Source organism: Mesorhizobium sp. M0701, assembly GCF_040320365.1.
Lineage (GTDB): Bacteria > Pseudomonadota > Alphaproteobacteria > Rhizobiales > Rhizobiaceae > Mesorhizobium.
In genome coordinates this window covers 284081-299842 of the sequence record NZ_JAMYPO010000001.1, presented here as the reverse complement: position 1 = coordinate 299842, position 15762 = coordinate 284081, and the positions used below count along the sequence as shown (strand labels likewise).

Sequence of the window (15762 nt, the reverse complement as noted above, 5' to 3'; positions counted from 1 at the left end):
CGCTTTCAATGGGGCGCAAGCGGAACGGTTTCCACAATATATAAGTCGGCTAAATAAATGGAAAGGGCCGGTCGTCAGCGGCAGGTGCTGACAAAGCCGCTCCCCGACGGCAGCAACTGGCAAGTTGGCCTCATCTGCGGCACCTCCTGCCGTTGCGGTGTTGGGATTTGGCGATCCTGGGCACGGTACTGCTGTTGCTGCTGCTGGTATTGCTGCCGCCGCAGCCTGTTCTCCAACATCTGCAACTGGTCCTGCTGGATCAACACGTTGCGGTCGGCGGGACTGACGACCTGTGCCGATGCAGCAGGATTTACGCCCGACAGCATCGCCGCGGTCAGCATTGCCGACCCTAAAAACGTCAATAGACGAAGCCGTGACATCCATTCATTCCCGCACAAAACCGATCTTTCCTTAATATAGGGCTTTTGTCCGGCGACACCATGGCCGCCGCTGATTTGAAGCGGATTGGAAGAGGCATTTCGGCTTCGGATGCTCGTCGCGTCAATCGATTTCGCGCAGCCGGTATCCAACGCCGGTCTCGGTGGTGATATAGCGGGGCTGGTCGGGCGTTTTTTCGATCTTTTGCCTGATCTGCCGGACGTAGACTCTGAGATATTGAACGTCGGTGGAATCGCCCCAGACCTGCTTCAGCAGGAACTGGTGGGTGAGAACCTTGCCGGCGTGCTGCACCAAGGTGCGAAGAATGTCGTATTCTTTCGGCGAGAGCTTTATCTCCTTGTCCTCGACCTTGACGACGCGCTTCACCAGATCGACGGAGAGGTCGCCGGTCTGGAACACCGGTCTCTCACCCTGCTGCTGAAACTTGTGGCGAAGCGCTACGCGGATGCGTGCGACAAGCTCGTTCATACCGAACGGCTTGGTGACATAGTCGTCGGCGCCGAGTTCGAGGGCGGACACGATGCCGGCCTCATCAGTGCGGCTGGAAAGAATAACCACGGGAATGTCCAGGCCATCATCCCGCCATTTGCGCAGCAAATCATGGCCGCTCATGCCGGGGAGGCCGAGATCGAGCAGCACAAGGTCCGGCTTTTCCGTCTCGATGAGTTCAATCGCCGCCCTGGCGTTCGGCGCCTCGCTGATCGCATAGCCTTGGCTGCCAAGCCCGACGCGAAGCAGTTTCCGGATCGGCGGTTCGTCGTCGACCACCAATATCCTGACGTCCAGGCTCGTCATGCCAGATCGTCCATATTTTGATGGCCCGTCTCGGGTTCGCCGAGATTGGGCAGTTCCGCCGGCACCAGTTGCATCTTGATCGTGAAAACCGCCCCCGAGCGGTCGGACCTGTTTGCCGCCAAGAGCGTCCCGCCCATCGCTTCGACGAAGCCGCGGCAAATCGACAGGCCGAGCCCCGTGCCGGCACGCACCTGGTCACCCTTGCGCACACGGTAGAAAGTGTCGAAAACGCGCTCTAGATCCGCTGGCGGAATGCCTGGTCCCTCATCCATGATCTGCAGGATGACGAAGCCGTTGTCGGCCCAGGCTTGCAGGCGGATCGTCGAACCTGGCGGCGCGTATTTTGCAGCATTGTCGAGGAGGTTGAACAGCACCTGTTCGAACAGAACGGGGTCGACCCGCAACATCGGCAGATCCGATGGAATGTCGATCTCGGTCTTATGCTCGCCGACGATTTTGCGGGCCCGATACAGAGCTGAACCGACAATGTCGCCGAGATAGTGAAACGCATAGTTCGGCTCCATCGTGCCGGATTCGATCTTGGTCATATCGAGCAGATTGGCGATGAAGCGGTTAAGCCTCTCCGCTTCATCGAGCACGGTCGACAGCAGTTCCGCCCGGTCCTGCTCGGGAAGCGCGGCCTCGAAGTCCCTGAGTGTTCCGGCCGCGCCCATGATGGCGGCAAGCGGCGTTTTCAAATCGTGGGAAATGGAGGTGAGCAAGGCTGAGCGCAGACGGTCTGCCTCGGCCGCAAGCTTGGCCCGGTCAACATCGGCGACGAGCTGGATGCGCTCGATGGCGACCGCCGCCTGGTCGGCGAGCGCATCGAGCAGACGCTGCTGCTCGGGTGTCAGCAGCGGACCTTGCTTGTCGTTGTCGAGGCCGACAACGCCTACCGCCGTGCGTCCGGTCCGCAAGGGCAGATAGAGGCGCTTTGCTCCGGGCAGCGTGTCGGCGCCGCGCCCGGCGGCGCGGTTATGCTCCCAGGCCCAGCGGGCTGCTGCGATGTCGGCCTCGGCCAGCGTGTCGTCGGGTGGGTAGCCGGCTTTGACCGCAATTGTGCCGTTCTCCGGCAGAAGCAGCACCACGCGCAGCTTCAGCATCGAGGCGATCTGGAAGGCAGTCGCCCAGAGAACGTCATCAAGCGTCCCAGCGCCGGCGAGCTTCTTTGAGAAGAGATAAATATCTTCCGTGGCGCGTGCCCGCGAGCGCGCAGCGACCGCCTGACGCTGCACGCGCGCTGTTAGATTGCTGGCAATGACCGCAACAACCAGGAAGACAGCCAGCGCAACGATGCTCTCCGGATCCTCGATCGTCAGCGTGTAGCGTGGTTCCAGGAAGAAATAGTTGAAGGCAATGGCGCTGATGAGGCAGGCATACAAAGCCGGCCAGAGACCGCGGGTCACCGCCGACGTCAGGACCCCAATGAGAAAGATGATCGCCAGATTGCGGACGTCGAGAAACTGGTCGAGAAGGACGGCGAAGGCGAGCGAGCCAACAACATAGGCCGTGGCCATGAGATAGGGCCAGATCTCGAACTGCCACTGCTCGTCCGCCGCCTTGACGGTCCTCGACGTCGCCTCGGCGTTGCGTTCGCTTCCCGAAATGACATGGACGCTGATGTCGCCGGCATTGCGGATGAGATCGTAAGTGAGCGAGCCTTCGATCAATTCCCGCCAGCGCGATCGGGTCGGCCTGCCGATCACGATATGGGTGAAGTTGTTCGCCGTCGCATGCCGAACGATGTCTTGCGCGACGTTCTGACCCGGAATGGTCGTCACCTCGGCACCGAGCTGCTCGGCAAGGCGCAGCTGCGTCGCCAGCCGATCCTTGTCCTCCTCGGGCATGGCAGCTGAACGAGGGGTATCGACATGAAGCGCCGTCCAAGGGGCGCGGAGCCGGTCGGCCAACCTCCGCGCATAACGTACACGGGCCGCCCCGCCCGGACGCGCATCGACGCAGACGAGAACCCTTTCCCCCGCCGCCCAAGGCCCGGGTATCGCGTGGGCCTGCATGTGGGTCAGCAACTGCTCGTCGACCCGCTGGGCAGTGCGGCGGAGCGCCAATTCCCGGAGCGCCGTCAGATTGCCCGGCGAGAAATAGTTCTCGATGGCGCGCTGGGCGGTGCTGGGGATGTAGACCTTGCCTTCCTCAAGCCGCTTGATCAGATCGTCGGGGGTGAGGTCGATGATCTCGATGTCGTCGGCCTGGTCGATTATGGAGTCGGGGACAGTTTCCCGCACCCTGACGCGGGTGATCTGCGCCACGACATCGTTCAGGCTCTCGACGTGCTGGATATTCAGCGTCGTGTAGACATCGATGCCGTGCGTCAGGATTTCCTGGACGTCGAGATAGCGCTTGGGGTGACGGCTGCCGGCGACGTTGGTGTGGGCGAGTTCGTCGACCAGAACTAGCGCCGGGTGCCGGGCGAGGATGGCGTCGAGATTCATCTCCTCAAGGATCCGCCCCTTGTAATCGATCTCAAGGCGAGGAATGACCTCGTAGCCTTCGACGAGCGTCTGGGTTTCCTTGCGGCCGTGCGTCTCGACGATGCCGATCACCACGTCGACCCCGTCGGCCAGCCTGGCGCGGCCCGACATCAGCATCTCGTAGGTCTTGCCGACACCGGGGGCGGCGCCGAGAAATATCCTCAGGCGACCGCGCTCCTCCCGCTCGGCATGCTCGAGCAGCGCGTCGGGAGAGGGCCTGGTTTCGGCGGTGCGGCTGTCGTCTGGCATAAGGGTCAATCATGAACGGCGCCGGCTTCGGTGTCGATCCCGGCGCCGGTCCTTCACTGTTTCATCGCATCGTCCAGCGCAAGGTTGAGGGCCAGCACATTGACCACCGCCTCGCCGATGAACCCCAATTCGCGATCTTCGACATGGCTGTCGACAAGCGATTTGATCCTGGATTCATCGACGCCCCTGGCCTTGGCCACCCTGGCAACCTGAAAATAGGCCGCATCTGGGCTGATATGCGGGTCGAGGCCGCTGCCGGACGTGGTGACCAGATTCATCGGTACCGGCTGGCTCGGGTTTTCGACTCTCAGCTTTTCGGCGTCGCTCTTGATCCTGTCGATGAGCTTCGGGTTGGTCGGGCCGAGATTCGAGCCGCCCGAGGCGGCGGCATTGTAGCCGTCGCCGGCAGCCGACGGGCGGCCATGGAAGTAGCGGTCGCTTTCGAAAGCCTGGCCGATCAGCTCGGAACCGACGAGCTTGCCGTCCTTCTCGATCAGGCTGCCATTGGCCTGGCGCGAAAACAGCGCCTGGGCAATGCCGGTCATGCCGATCGGATAGACCAAACCCGTCAGAATGGTGAAGAAGACGATCATGACAATCGCGGGCCTGATTTGATTGAGCATCGACGTGGTTCCTTAGGCGAGACCGAGAGCGGTGATGGCCATGTCGATCATCTTGATGCCGACGAAGGGCACTACGACGCCGCCAAGGCCATAGACAATGAGATTGCGGCTGAGCAGCGCACCGGCGCCGACCGCGCGGTATTTGACGCCCCTCAGCGACAGCGGGATCAGCGCAATGATGATCAGCGCGTTGAAGATGATGGCCGAGAGGATAGCGCTCTGCGGCGTCGCCAGATGCATGACATTGAGCGCTTGCAGCGGCCCGGCGGTCTGGCCCGGGGCGATGTAGAAGACGGCGAATATTGCCGGGATGATGGCAAAATACTTGGCCACGTCGTTGGCGATGGAGAAGGTGGTCAGCGAGCCACGCGTCATCAGCAGCGCCTTGCCGATTTCGACGATCTCGATCAGCTTGGTCGGATCGCTGTCGAGATCGACCATGTTGCCGGCCTCGCGTGCCGCGACCGTGCCGGTGTTCATGGCAACGCCTACATCGGCCTGCGCAAGGGCCGGCGCATCGTTGGTGCCATCGCCGCACATCGCGACCAGTTTGCCTTTGGCCTGCTCGTCGCGGATCAGCTTCAACTTGTCCTCGGGCGTCGCCTGGGCAAGGAAGTCGTCGACGCCGGCTTCCGCCGCGATCGCCGCCGCGGTCATCGGATTATCGCCGGTGATCATCACCGTGCGGATGCCCATGCGGCGCAATTCGGCAAAGCGTTCTGCGATGCCGCCCTTGACGATGTCCTTCAGATGGACGACGCCGAGCAGGCGCCCGTCGCGCTCGACCGCGAGTGGAGTGCCGCCCGATTTGGCGATCTCGTCGGCGATCGCCTGAAGGTCGCGGACGGTGTCGCTGCCGGGGCGCGTACTGCCTGTGGCAACGGTCGAGAGGTTGACGTGGGCAAGTACCGCATCGACTGCGCCCTTGCGGACCGAGGAGCCTTCCAGATCGACACCGCTCATGCGGGTTTGCGCGGTGAAGGGCACGAAAGTCGCGTGCAGGCTTGCCATGTCGCGGGCGCGGATAGCGTATTTTTCCTTCGCCAGGACGACGATCGAGCGGCCTTCCGGCGTTTCGTCGGCAAGCGAGGCAAGCTGAGCCGCGTCGGCCAGTTCCTGTTCGGTGACGCCCTTGACCGGTCGAAATGCCGTCGCCTGACGGTTGCCCAGCGTGATGGTTCCGGTCTTGTCGAGCAGCAGCGTGTCGACATCGCCGGCCGCCTCGACGGCGCGGCCCGACATGGCGAGCACGTTGAAGCGCACCAGGCGGTCCATGCCGGCAATGCCGATAGCCGACAGCAGGGCGCCAATTGTGGTCGGGATCAGGGTAACGAACAGGGCGACCAGCACGGTCACCGAGATATAGCCGCCCGAATACGAGGCGAAGCTCGGGATCGTCGCCGTCGCCAGCACGAAGATCAGCGTCATGCCGACGAGCAGGATGTTGAGCGCGATCTCGTTGGGTGTCTTCTGGCGCTCGGCGCCCTCGACCAGCGAGATCATGCGGTCGAGGAACGTATGACCGGCAGCCGCAGTGATGCGCACGCGGATCCAGTCGGACAAGACCTGCGTGCCGCCGGTCACCGCCGAACGATCGCCTCCGGATTCGCGGATGACCGGTGCGGATTCGCCGGTGATGGCCGCCTCGTTGACCGACGCCACGCCTTCGACCACCTCGCCGTCCGAGGGGATGATGTCGCCGGCTTCGACAAGCACGATGTCGCCGACCTTCAGGCTGGTGCCGGGCACCAGTTTGAACTTGCTGCGGTCGCCACCGTTCAACAGCTTGGCCTGCGTCTCGGTTCGCGCCCGACGCAGCGAGTCAGCTTGCGCCTTGCCGCGGCCTTCGGCCACCGCTTCGGCGAAATTGGCGAAGAGCACGGTGAACCACAGCCAGATGATGATCTGCAGCATGAAGCCAAGATCGCCGCCGCTGGTAACGAGATCCTTGACGAACAGCACGGTGGTGAGCGCCGAGACGACGGCGACGACAAACATCACCGGGTTTCGCATCAAGGTGCGCGGGTTCAGTTTTCTGAAGGAACCGCCGATAGCGGGCCACAGAATGCGGGTATCCATGATGCTCACGGATTTCGACGGGCTCATTTGGTAGCTCCAGTGTCGATGTTGTTGACCGGTCGATCGTGTGCCGAACGAAGGTGCGGCGGCCCGTAAGCCAGCAGCCAGATCATGATCAAGGCTGCCGCAATAGCGAGGAATGTGGACAGCGTCGGGAAAGGAGGGGGCGTTTTCTCCCCCTCCGGCTCGGGGCGATGCCGGACCTTTCGAGGTATGATGTTGAACCAGGGCATCGCCGTTTCAGAATGTCTGACCGTGAATCATCGCCAGGTGCTCGACGATCGGTCCGACCGCCAGGGCCGGGAAGAAGGTCAGGCCGCCGACGATCAGGATGACACCGGCCAGCAGCCCGACGAACAGCGGACCGTCGGTCGGGAAGGTGCCGGCGGAGGCAGGGACGGTCTTCTTCGCAACCAGCGAGCCAGCAATCGCCAACGCCGGAATAATGACCAGGAACCGGCCCATCAGCATGCCGATGCCGAGCGTTACGTTGTACCAGGGCGTGTTGCCGCTGAGGCCGCCAAAGGCGGAGCCATTGTTCGCCGCGGCCGAGGTGTAGGCATAGAGAATCTCGGAGAAGCCGTGCGGGCCGGCATTGGCGATGGAAGCAACGCCGGTCGGCAGCACCACCGCGACAGCGGTGAAGATCAGCATTGCAAGCGGCAGGCAGAGCACGGCCAGCATAGCCATCTTGACCTCCTTGGCCTCGATCTTCTTGCCGAGATATTCGGGCGTGCGTCCGACCATCAGCCCGGCGACGAAAACGGCAATGACGATGAACATCAGGATACCGTAGAAGCCGGCGCCGACGCCGCCGACAATGACCTCGCCGAGCTGCATGTTGATGATGGGGATCATGCCGCCGAGTGCGGTGAAGCTGTCATGCATGGCGTTGACCGCGCCGCAGGATGCGGCCGTGGTGATGACGGCAAACAGTGCCGACAGGGCGATGCCGAAGCGGCTCTCCTTGCCCTCCATGTTGCCGCCGTCGACGCCCAGCGCATGGACGAGCGGATTGCCGGCGGCTTCCGCCCAGTAGCAGACGGCAACGCCGGCGATGAACAGTACGCCCATAGCCGACAGAATTGCCCAGCCCTGGCGCTGGTTGCCTACCATGCGGCCGAAGACATTGGTCAACGCCGCGCCGAGGGCGAAGATCGTCACCATCTGGATCAGGTTGGAGATTGCGTCGGGATTTTCGAAGGGATGCGCTGCATTGGCGTTGAAGAAACCGCCGCCATTGGTGCCGAGCATCTTGATGGCAACCTGGGAAGCGACCGGCCCGACCGCGATAGTCTGTTGCGCGCCTTCGAGCGTCGTCGCGTTGACGTAGGCAGCGAGCGTCTGCGGCATGCCGAGATAGACATAGACCAGCGTCAGGACGGTGCAGAGCGGCAAAAGCAGATAGAGCGTGCAGCGGGTCATATCGATCCAGAAATTGCCGATCGATTTGCCTGAGGCTCTGGCAAAGCCGCGGATCAGTGCGACCGCAATGGCGATCCCGGTCGCCGCCGACAGAAAATTCTGCACGGTCAAGCCGGCCATCTGCACGAGATAGGACATCGTGCTTTCGCCGCCGTAGTTCTGCCAGTTGGTGTTGGTCATGAAGCTGGCGGCGGTGTTGAAGGCCAGCCCAGGTTCGACGGCGGTCATGCCGGCCGGATTGTAGGGCAGGCCGCCTTGCAGCCGTTGCAGCGAATAGAGCACCAGGAAGCCGGCCAGGTTAAAGAACAGCAGGGCCGCCGCATAGGAGGTCCAATGCTGCTCCTCGCGCTCGCTGGTCCCTGATATGCGGTAGAGCCCGCGCTCGAGCGGGGCCAGAATTGACGACAGGAATGTGCGCTCGCCGCTGAAAACGCGATGCATGTAGCCGCCGAGCGGCTTGGCCAGCAGAACGACGATCCCGCAATAGACGAGGATCTGCAGCCATCCGTTGATTGTCATGGGGTTGGCTCCTTGCCAGCGGAGATCAGAAGCGTTCCGGGCGAACGAGGGCGTATGTCAGGTAGGCGAGAAGAAACAAGGTCACGGCGCCGCCGAGGATATAGTCGAAAAGCATGTTACGATCCCCTAAACTTACAGCTTGTCGCAAGCTTTGATGTAGCCGAAGCATAGAGCAAAAAACGCGATTCCAGTCGCGACAACAACTATGTCCACCGCGCGTTTTCCTTATGTTGTATTTGTTTGTTTACTTTAACAAACTATCAAAACCCGTCGCCGCATCATATCGGCGGCTGGATACACCGCTCCTGTGAATATGGATCAAAGTGCCATAAAGGTTCGAGACGGGACGCGGAGCAAAGAAATCAAAATCCCATAAGGATTTCGCCGCCTCGGCGCTGGCCACAGCTTCAGGGGGGAGGTGCGCACCGGCGCGCGAAGCTGCCGGGGCTCAGTCCGCGCGGGTGTAGATCACCGCGTAATCGTCCGCATAGGCCCGCTTCCAGCCCAGTTGGTCGAAGAACGGAATGCGGCTGTCGTCGGCGGTCAACAATGCCCAGCCTATCGTATATTTGTCGAGTTGGGCTTTCAGGATCGGCTTGCCCCGGCTGTGCCCAGTCTGCTCATCCGTTTCCGTAAAGCCATTCAGGAAGAGCTGATCCGCGCGGCCGTCAATAAACGTCCTGATGCCATGAAAAATCAGCGTACCGCCGAAATCGTAGGAGTTCAGCAGATTGCCCGACAGATTATGGGTTTGGGCGAAGGCCAGTGCGTCCCTCGCCGAGGTCTTCTGGCTCGGCGCGACCGGATAGGTCGTGAAGGCGGCAGCCGCCAAAACCAGCAAAACGGCAAGTCCAGCGCAAATCCTGGAAAATTTCCGTGCGAAAAATTGTTCAAGTCCGTCGCGCTTTTCCGCCGCCCATTTCTCGGCTGAAAGCACTGGATATTGTTGCGCGACCTCGACGGTAAGGACCACCGGCACGAGAAGAAAGAACAGGTACATGAACCGTATGTGGGTGAGATAGACGTGCAACGTGAAGACAAGGAACAGCGCCTTGGCCCAGCCAATGCGCAATCTCGACACGACCAGCCCGAAAAACGCCACCAGCAGGATCACCTCCTGGAGGGTATGCCGCGAGGCGTCGAATGGCTGCCACTCCGCAATGTAAGGCACCGCCTCATTGCCATAGGCCACGGTGAATGTGGCGAGTATTGCCTTGACGCCATAGGGGTTGAGCAGGCTGACCAGCGGGCAAAGCAGCCCGAAAGCAATCCACTTGGCCAGCAGCCGGGGGTTCGATAAGCGCGTGCGCATAAGCAGATCGAGGCCGGCGAAGGCGGCGATGACGAAACCGAAGGTGAAGGTGGCGTGGAGATTGGCCCACACGCAAAGCAGCGCCAGCAGCCATAAAGGCGGCGCTTTCCCGTCGCGTGCGGCCTGGAAAAGACCGGCGGTCCAGACGACGATAATGGGCAAGGTAAAGATGTGCGGTCGGGCGACATAGATTGGCCCGATCACGAGCGCGAGCACCAGCGTCAGTCCTATCGCCAGCGTCGGCTTCAACCACGCGCTGAGATACCACGACGTCAAGAAGGCCGTCAGCGCGATTACCGCAGTCGCCAGCAGCACCACGCCGTTCCAACCGCCGGCTTCATAGGCAATTGCAAGGAGAACCTGGCTAAGCCATTCCTTGGCGATCCATGGCTGGCCGGCAAAAGTGTAGGAGTAAATGTCGATGGTCGGGAATGTGCGGCTTGCCAGCATATCAATGCCGACCTTAATGTGCCACCAGCTATCGGGATCCTGCAGGAGGGAGGTGGCAAAGGCGAGGAGCGCCGCCGCCATCACAACCGCGGCCAACAGGCAAAACACCAGCCTCACATGCTGCATGTCATCTATCGACGGCCTCGCCTCACCAGACATCCCGCGCATATGGCATCCCTGAGCCGCGATAGCGGAAGGCATAGGCCGAATTTGTTAGAAAACCGATAAGCCGCAGGATTGCGGCCCCTATGCCGCGCGTCCAACCGGCTGGGCGCGTTCAGCAGCGATTGTCAAGTTGCGGGTGACGCACAAAGACCTTCGGCGGCTCAGCCCTCGGCCTTGAAGTTCTTGGCTTCCTTCTCGACCTTAGGGCTGTCCTTGCCGTGCTTGCGCATCAGATCCTTCGCCTGCTTCGGCGAAACGTCGGTGGTTTCAGCCAGGTGCAGAGCCTTCTTTTCGTCCGCATCGCGCGTCTTGCGGTCGGCCATTGCGGTTTTCTTGTCAGCCATTACAACGCTCTTATGCTCTCGGCGATTTCGTTCAGCACCTTGCGGTCGGTGCCGTGGCGCTTGATCAGCGTGCGGGCCTGATCCGGGGTAATGCCCGCTTCCTCGGCGAAATGATGTACCTCATAATCTTCGCCGCCCGCCACTCGTGAGCGGTCGCGACTATCGGTCTTGGTTTTGTCGTCGGCCATGGCAGCTCTCCTCATCTCGACGAGAGCATAACGGGCAAGATTTCAGCGAGTTCCTTCGAGCGTGTCGCCCAATTGCCTGCCCTCGGGCATGACCCGGTATGCGCGGCGATTTTGCTCAAAACAAGGGCTTGGTGTCAGGCCGGCCTTCGCGCACAAAAAGGCTGGCCTCTTTGGCGGCCGCGGTGAATGCCCGTCGAGCGCTGCCAACCGCCCGCCGCTGCTCCAGGGCGTCCATCATTGCTTGCAAGGCCGAGCGGTATTTCGGCCCGCGCTTTTCGTTCGGCCACTTTTCGACCAGCAGTGATGCGGCCTCGACCGCCCGCGTCACCGTCAGGATGCGTCCGTTCCGCCCAGTTTCGATTGTCACGGGAACGTCGAATTGTTCATCACGCATGGCACCATTCCACAACTCAAGCGAGATAAGTTTTGCGGACTGAACGGTGCAGCCTGGTATTCGTTCCGGATTGCTAACGGGAGCGATGGTCGAACACGACCCCCATGGTCCTACCAACGGCCGTCATGACGATAAGCTCGACCAGATCGTCGTCACTGTCGCCGCAGGCTGGGGCCGTCCGGCGAAGGATGTCCAGCATCGCCCTCGTCGATATGGTGTCGCCGGCGCCGAATCTTGAAAGCGCAGATGAAACAAGCTCTTGGGCCGTCAAGTCGGCGACAGTCACCCTCTGCACCACGTTCATTGGCTTCCTCCCACCATGAACCCTCGCCCGGGAGAATGATACGCCGAACGTCGCGTTTCGCCAGCAAAATGGTGGTCCTACCAGCGTGCGGACGGCGACCGAAAATCATCGGTTTTGAGTGAGACAAGCCGGGCGAGGCGGCAGCGCTTTTGTGCCATGCGACTTCGCCACAGACCCAATCCCGGCGGCCGGGATGGATCCCAATTTATTTACTTTGCAGTTTGATGGCTTGGCAGTCTGGTTTGCTCGGTTGCGGCTGAAGTCAGCGCAGCAATACCGCGGTGCGGACAGGACTAGATCGGTTCGTCGTTTCACGGAAACGCCGAACCGGTCTGTCTTTTTTGTTTGACGCAATTCCCGACGGAAAACCGTTCACACGTTTTCCTGGAATTGCTTGTCTTGTGACTCTAGGCGGCCAGGTCGCTCGGAAGCTTGCCGCCATTCTCGGCCAGCTTTTTCATCAGTGCGTCGTGCAGCCACAGATTCATCGTTACAGTGTCGTTCATATCGCCGGTGTAGTTCAGCTCGTGGGCAAGCTCCTTGCGGGCGCCGAGGCTGCTGTCGATATTCAGAGCCTTCATCAGGTCGACGATCGAATTCTTCCAGTTGAGTTTCTGCCCCTTCGCGGCCACCGCCTTGTCGAGAATGGCAGCGATGTTCGGGGCAGAGAACGGCGCGGCCGGCGCGGTCGAGGCCGGGGTTGCAGCCGGGGCGGATCGGGTAGGCGCCGTCGGCTGGGTGGCCGTGCTCGAAGCAGGCGCGGGAGACGGTTGCGCCGGCGGCGCTTCGGCCGCAACCGCGTTTCCGAAAATCGCACCTTTGATACTGTCGAAAATGCCCATTGCTATCTCCTGTGTGCCTTGACGGTCGGTGAGGCGACCGGTGCCGAATGCCGCATTGAGCGCCCTGGTTGTACGGGACCACGAACATGGCTGAAGGGCAACTCCGAACTGGCCGAAAGGTAAAGGCTTGGTTGCGCTGAAAAATCGGCCGATACGGCAACAGTTCGGGCCGTATACAGCTCGAGAGACCGTCAAGTGCAATGGATGACGGCCGAATTGAGGGCTCTCGGCACGCATCGGGCTAAATTAGAAGTTGCAAATAGATATGCGGATGCCGAGCGATTCCATACCAGTAAAATCAGTGTCGGTCGCTAATGGAGGCATTGGAGCGGTACGAGGAGGGAGACGCTCTTGATGATGAAAATAGAAAGATCGTCTAGGTTTCGTATTCGCATCGTTGAGAGGAGCGAACCATGATCCTAGTTGTCGGAGCTGAGATGAGCGCGCGCGCGGCCGGCAACCGGTTCGGCGTCGTTACGCGCCTGCGTCACGGGCGGACCGGCTGATGGCGCCCGTCAAGGTCGACCCCGCCAAGGTGCGCGAGTTCAGGGATGCCGAAAGCTTCCATGCCTGGCTTGGCGAGCATCACGACAGCGAGGACGAAGTCTGGATCAAGATCCATAAGCTCGATTCGGGGCTGCCGTCGATCACTCCGAAGCAAGCCATCGACGTGGCGTTGTGCTGGGGCTGGATCGATGCGGTGCGCAAGGCCTTGGACGGCAAAAGCTACCTGCAGCGCTACACCCCGCGCGGCAAGAAGAGCACCTGGAGCCAGATCAATGTCGACAATGTCGCTCGGCTGATCGAGGAGGGCCGGATGACCGAGCATGGGCTGAGGCAGGTCGAGGCAGCCAAGGCCGACGGCCGCTGGGCGCGCGCCTACAAGAGCGGCAAGGAGATGAAGATCCCCGACGACCTCCAGGCGGCAATAGACGCCGAGCCCATGGCGAAAGAGATGCTGGCAAAACTCAGCCAGCAAAACCGCTTCGCGCTCGCCTTCCGCATCCACAACATGAAAACCGAAGCCGGACGCAAGAAGAAGATCGCGGCTTTCGTGGAGATGCTGAAGCGCGGCGAGACGATCTATCCGCAACGAAATCGCGATTCTGGATGAGCATTTGGCCGCGCTTGCCTGCTGCGTCGTGTGCTCGCCCTGTCGGCGAGCCCCGAATGCGGCCGGATCGCAGCTCAAGCGCATTCCTGGCGATGTCGCCGACGATTTGTTTTCGACCAGCGTCGCCTGACATTTCGACTCCATTTCTCATTCGTTTAATCGATGTAGGAACAAAGCTCCGTCCCCACAGTCGGCATACGTATATTAGCAGGCGCTTCTATGACGTTTTTTGCCCATTCAGGAGCCGACTGGCACGTGGGCCGTGTTTGATGCGACGGTGGACGTGCCTGCGGACTTCGCTGGCAGTTGCCTTATCGGCTTGCCGCGGGAGCGGGCGGAGTGGCTCGCAGCAAGAGCCAATCGAAATGCTGCAAAAGGCACTTCGATTTGCCGGTTGTCAGTTGCCGGGCCAACACAAGCCGCGGTTCTTAGACTTAGACCGATAGGAGAGACTTCGATGATGCACGAACAGGTAATGGAAGCTGCGTTGGCAGCCAGGAACCAGGAAGTGGATATTTGTGGTGTCTTCGACATCACCAACAAAACCGATGCGCCAATTGGCTCTCGCCGATTGGGCGAGGCTATCCACTTTGTCGCCAATGCACCTATCGTTGGCTATGATGTTCACGCCGCCGTCATCAGATATGGCCCACTCGGAACCCCCAGCCTCAGAGCAACAGATTGCGAACAGCTGTGGGAGAAGTTTGGCGAGGCCCTGCTGCAACACTGACGGGCAGACCTTTGGCGCGTATGGGCACCACCATCGCGCAGGACAGTTCGCTAGCGAGAACGACATCGAAGCCTGGCCGGTGATGTTGCAATTAAATTAGCGTAAGCGCATATTTTTTGCCGGCTGGACTCGCAACCGGCCAGGCCCGGCGACCGGTCGCCAACGGGCTGTCAGGCCGGCAACACATGCTTCCGCAGGCCCGACGGTCCCTTGGCAAGATCGCCGGAACCACAGCATGATGCGGCGGCAAAACGGGTTTGGGAGAAATAGCATGCCTAAAGTTTCGGAGCTCTTTTTCAAGACAGCCATCGTCTTTCTTATTCTGGGAATTGCAGCTGGCCTGCAGATGGCAATTTCAGGCGATCACGGCGCGTTTCCGGCTCACGCGCACATCAACCTGCTGGGGTGGGTCACCAGTGCAATATTCGGCGGCTATTATGCGCTGAATCCGGCGAAGGCTGCCCGCAGGAGCGCCATGATCCACTACGGCGTCTACAATCTCGGCCTGGTCGTGATGCTGCCGGCTCTTTACCTGATGCTGCAGGGAAACCCGGCGCTCGAGCCGATCGTCGCCACCGGCTCAATGATTGTCGCTGTCGCCGTGCTGATCTTTGCCTTCGTGGTTTTCTCCGCCGAAACAGAGCGCTCGGTCTCGGGAATACAAGCGGTCCCGCGCTAGAAGGGGCGGCGATGGCGCCGAGTCGGCCAAGCCCGTGCTTCTGGTGAAGCGCGGGCCGATTGGTTGTAGGCTGATCTGAGGTAAGGGTGCGGCGAAGATGAAAGCCGCTCCGTAGCCTTCGCGCCCCCCTCTGCCTGCCCCAAGATACCTGCACCGCAGCGGCAGTAGCCGTCCAGCGTCCCTTTAGGCTGGCGAACCGGTGAGATTTATCTGGCGGAGAGAGCGGCAGCCAGTCGGCTGTTCGTCTGCGGCCAATGACGTCCAATAACGCTTTGAAATCAAGCCGTTAATTTTTCAGTTCGTCCAACGACATTCATTGCCGTCCAACAAAATCGCCGATACAATGTGGGTGAAAATGTGGGGTGGGGTGAGTTGGGCGGACGATGCAAAAATCGGGAAAGCACCCGGACAAGGCGCTAAGCGCGATCGAGGTGCGGCAGGCTAAGACTCCGGGACGATATGCCGATGGCAATGGCCTTTACCTCGTCGTGGACCCGTCGGGAGCGAAGCGTTGGCTCCTCCGGATCATCGTCCAAGGCAGGCGTAGAGACATCGGATTGGGCGGCACGTCGATCATCTCGCTCGCCGATGCACGAGAAACCGCGCTAGCTTACCGCAAGAAGAGCCCAAATTTCGTGCGCGCAAACCGGATTCGATGACAA

17 protein-coding genes are annotated in these 15762 nt (G+C 60.9%); 4 read left to right on the top strand and 13 right to left on the bottom strand.

What is annotated here, in order from left to right:
- Positions 1–74: 74 nt before the first annotated feature.
- The 13 genes from NKI24_RS01460 to NKI24_RS01400 form a co-directional block, all read right to left on the bottom strand.
- The gene (locus tag NKI24_RS01460; protein WP_352568207.1) at positions 75–530 is read right to left on the bottom strand and encodes a hypothetical protein; all 456 of its coding nucleotides are present in this window, start codon (positions 528–530) and stop codon (positions 75–77) included.
- Positions 502–1194 (bottom strand): response regulator transcription factor, encoded by a 693-nt coding sequence (locus tag NKI24_RS01455; protein WP_352454001.1) that lies wholly within the window; start codon positions 1192–1194, stop codon positions 502–504. The genes NKI24_RS01460 and NKI24_RS01455 overlap by 29 nt, the downstream gene beginning before the upstream one ends.
- Positions 1191–3932 carry a DUF4118 domain-containing protein gene (locus NKI24_RS01450; protein ID WP_352742935.1) on the bottom strand — a complete coding sequence of 914 codons (2742 nt, stop codon included), beginning with the start codon at positions 3930–3932 and terminating at the stop codon, positions 1191–1193. Before NKI24_RS01450 ends, NKI24_RS01455 begins: the two co-directional genes overlap by 4 nt.
- Positions 3933–3985: 53 nt before the next feature.
- Positions 3986–4555 (bottom strand): potassium-transporting ATPase subunit KdpC, encoded by a 570-nt coding sequence (kdpC, locus tag NKI24_RS01445; RefSeq protein ID WP_352702993.1) that lies wholly within the window; start codon positions 4553–4555, stop codon positions 3986–3988.
- Between the two features lie 12 nt (positions 4556–4567).
- Positions 4568–6661 (bottom strand): potassium-transporting ATPase subunit KdpB, encoded by a 2094-nt coding sequence (gene kdpB / locus NKI24_RS01440; protein ID WP_352568204.1) that lies wholly within the window; start codon positions 6659–6661, stop codon positions 4568–4570.
- A 213-nt stretch (positions 6662–6874) separates the two neighbouring features.
- Positions 6875–8578 (bottom strand): potassium-transporting ATPase subunit KdpA, encoded by a 1704-nt coding sequence (gene kdpA, locus NKI24_RS01435; RefSeq protein WP_352742933.1) that lies wholly within the window; start codon positions 8576–8578, stop codon positions 6875–6877.
- A gap of 25 nt (positions 8579–8603) precedes the next feature.
- A complete protein-coding gene (locus tag NKI24_RS01430) occupies positions 8604–8693 on the bottom strand; it encodes a K(+)-transporting ATPase subunit F (RefSeq protein WP_023675300.1) in 90 nt (29 codons plus the stop codon).
- Positions 8694–9026: 333 nt separating this feature from the next.
- Positions 9027–10466, bottom strand: coding sequence for a hypothetical protein (locus tag NKI24_RS01425; RefSeq protein WP_352448293.1), 1440 nt, complete (start codon positions 10464–10466; stop codon positions 9027–9029).
- A gap of 200 nt (positions 10467–10666) precedes the next feature.
- Positions 10667–10849, bottom strand: a complete 183-nt coding sequence (locus NKI24_RS01420; RefSeq protein WP_352448292.1) for a hypothetical protein — start codon at positions 10847–10849, stop codon at positions 10667–10669.
- Positions 10849–11037 carry a DUF3606 domain-containing protein gene (locus NKI24_RS01415; protein WP_352448291.1) on the bottom strand — a complete coding sequence of 63 codons (189 nt, stop codon included), beginning with the start codon at positions 11035–11037 and terminating at the stop codon, positions 10849–10851. Before NKI24_RS01415 ends, NKI24_RS01420 begins: the two co-directional genes overlap by 1 nt.
- Positions 11038–11152: 115 nt before the next feature.
- Positions 11153–11431 (bottom strand): DUF982 domain-containing protein, encoded by a 279-nt coding sequence (locus NKI24_RS01410; RefSeq protein ID WP_352702984.1) that lies wholly within the window; start codon positions 11429–11431, stop codon positions 11153–11155.
- A gap of 73 nt (positions 11432–11504) precedes the next feature.
- Complete coding sequence (locus NKI24_RS01405; protein WP_352702982.1) at positions 11505–11735, bottom strand: hypothetical protein; 231 nt, start codon at positions 11733–11735, stop codon at positions 11505–11507.
- 407 nt (positions 11736–12142) lie between these two features.
- Complete coding sequence (locus NKI24_RS01400) at positions 12143–12577, bottom strand: DUF3597 domain-containing protein (RefSeq protein WP_352448289.1); 435 nt, start codon at positions 12575–12577, stop codon at positions 12143–12145.
- 505 nt (positions 12578–13082) lie between these two features.
- On the opposite strand from NKI24_RS01400, the gene NKI24_RS01395 reads away from it, so the two are divergent.
- From NKI24_RS01395 to NKI24_RS01380, 4 genes are all read left to right on the top strand, one after another.
- Positions 13083–13691, top strand: a complete 609-nt coding sequence (locus tag NKI24_RS01395) for a YdeI/OmpD-associated family protein (protein ID WP_352448288.1) — start codon at positions 13083–13085, stop codon at positions 13689–13691.
- Positions 13692–14148: 457 nt separating this feature from the next.
- Entirely contained in the window at positions 14149–14421 is a 273-nt protein-coding gene (locus NKI24_RS01390) for a hypothetical protein (RefSeq protein ID WP_352448287.1), read from the top strand.
- A gap of 271 nt (positions 14422–14692) precedes the next feature.
- Entirely contained in the window at positions 14693–15100 is a 408-nt protein-coding gene (locus NKI24_RS01385; RefSeq protein WP_352448423.1) for a hypothetical protein, read from the top strand.
- Positions 15101–15483: 383 nt separating this feature from the next.
- Positions 15484–15759 carry an Arm DNA-binding domain-containing protein gene (locus tag NKI24_RS01380; protein WP_352448286.1) on the top strand — a complete coding sequence of 92 codons (276 nt, stop codon included), beginning with the start codon at positions 15484–15486 and terminating at the stop codon, positions 15757–15759.
- Positions 15760–15762 lie beyond the last annotated feature (3 nt).

Excerpts from the sequence above, each read along its gene's own strand:
- NKI24_RS01455 (WP_352454001.1), bottom strand. The coding sequence starts at position 1,194 with ATGACGAGCCTGGACGTCAGGATATTGGTGGTCGACGACGAACCGCCG.
- NKI24_RS01450 (WP_352742935.1), bottom strand. The coding sequence starts at position 3,932 with ATGCCAGACGACAGCCGCACCGCCGAAACCAGGCCCTCTCCCGACGCG.
- kdpC (WP_352702993.1), bottom strand. The coding sequence starts at position 4,555 with ATGCTCAATCAAATCAGGCCCGCGATTGTCATGATCGTCTTCTTCACC.
- kdpB (WP_352568204.1), bottom strand. The coding sequence starts at position 6,661 with ATGAGCCCGTCGAAATCCGTGAGCATCATGGATACCCGCATTCTGTGG.
- kdpA (WP_352742933.1), bottom strand. The coding sequence starts at position 8,578 with ATGACAATCAACGGATGGCTGCAGATCCTCGTCTATTGCGGGATCGTC.
- NKI24_RS01430 (WP_023675300.1), bottom strand. The coding sequence starts at position 8,693 with ATGCTTTTCGACTATATCCTCGGCGGCGCCGTGACCTTGTTTCTTCTC.
- NKI24_RS01425 (WP_352448293.1), bottom strand. The coding sequence starts at position 10,466 with ATGCAGCATGTGAGGCTGGTGTTTTGCCTGTTGGCCGCGGTTGTGATG.
- NKI24_RS01420 (WP_352448292.1), bottom strand. The coding sequence starts at position 10,849 with ATGGCTGACAAGAAAACCGCAATGGCCGACCGCAAGACGCGCGATGCG.
- NKI24_RS01415 (WP_352448291.1), bottom strand. The coding sequence starts at position 11,037 with ATGGCCGACGACAAAACCAAGACCGATAGTCGCGACCGCTCACGAGTG.
- NKI24_RS01410 (WP_352702984.1), bottom strand. The coding sequence starts at position 11,431 with ATGCGTGATGAACAATTCGACGTTCCCGTGACAATCGAAACTGGGCGG.
- NKI24_RS01405 (WP_352702982.1), bottom strand. The coding sequence starts at position 11,735 with ATGAACGTGGTGCAGAGGGTGACTGTCGCCGACTTGACGGCCCAAGAG.
- NKI24_RS01400 (WP_352448289.1), bottom strand. The coding sequence starts at position 12,577 with ATGGGCATTTTCGACAGTATCAAAGGTGCGATTTTCGGAAACGCGGTT.
- NKI24_RS01395 (WP_352448288.1), top strand. The coding sequence starts at position 13,083 with ATGGCGCCCGTCAAGGTCGACCCCGCCAAGGTGCGCGAGTTCAGGGAT.
- NKI24_RS01390 (WP_352448287.1), top strand. The coding sequence starts at position 14,149 with ATGATGCACGAACAGGTAATGGAAGCTGCGTTGGCAGCCAGGAACCAG.
- NKI24_RS01385 (WP_352448423.1), top strand. The coding sequence starts at position 14,693 with ATGCCTAAAGTTTCGGAGCTCTTTTTCAAGACAGCCATCGTCTTTCTT.
- NKI24_RS01380 (WP_352448286.1), top strand. The coding sequence starts at position 15,484 with ATGCAAAAATCGGGAAAGCACCCGGACAAGGCGCTAAGCGCGATCGAG.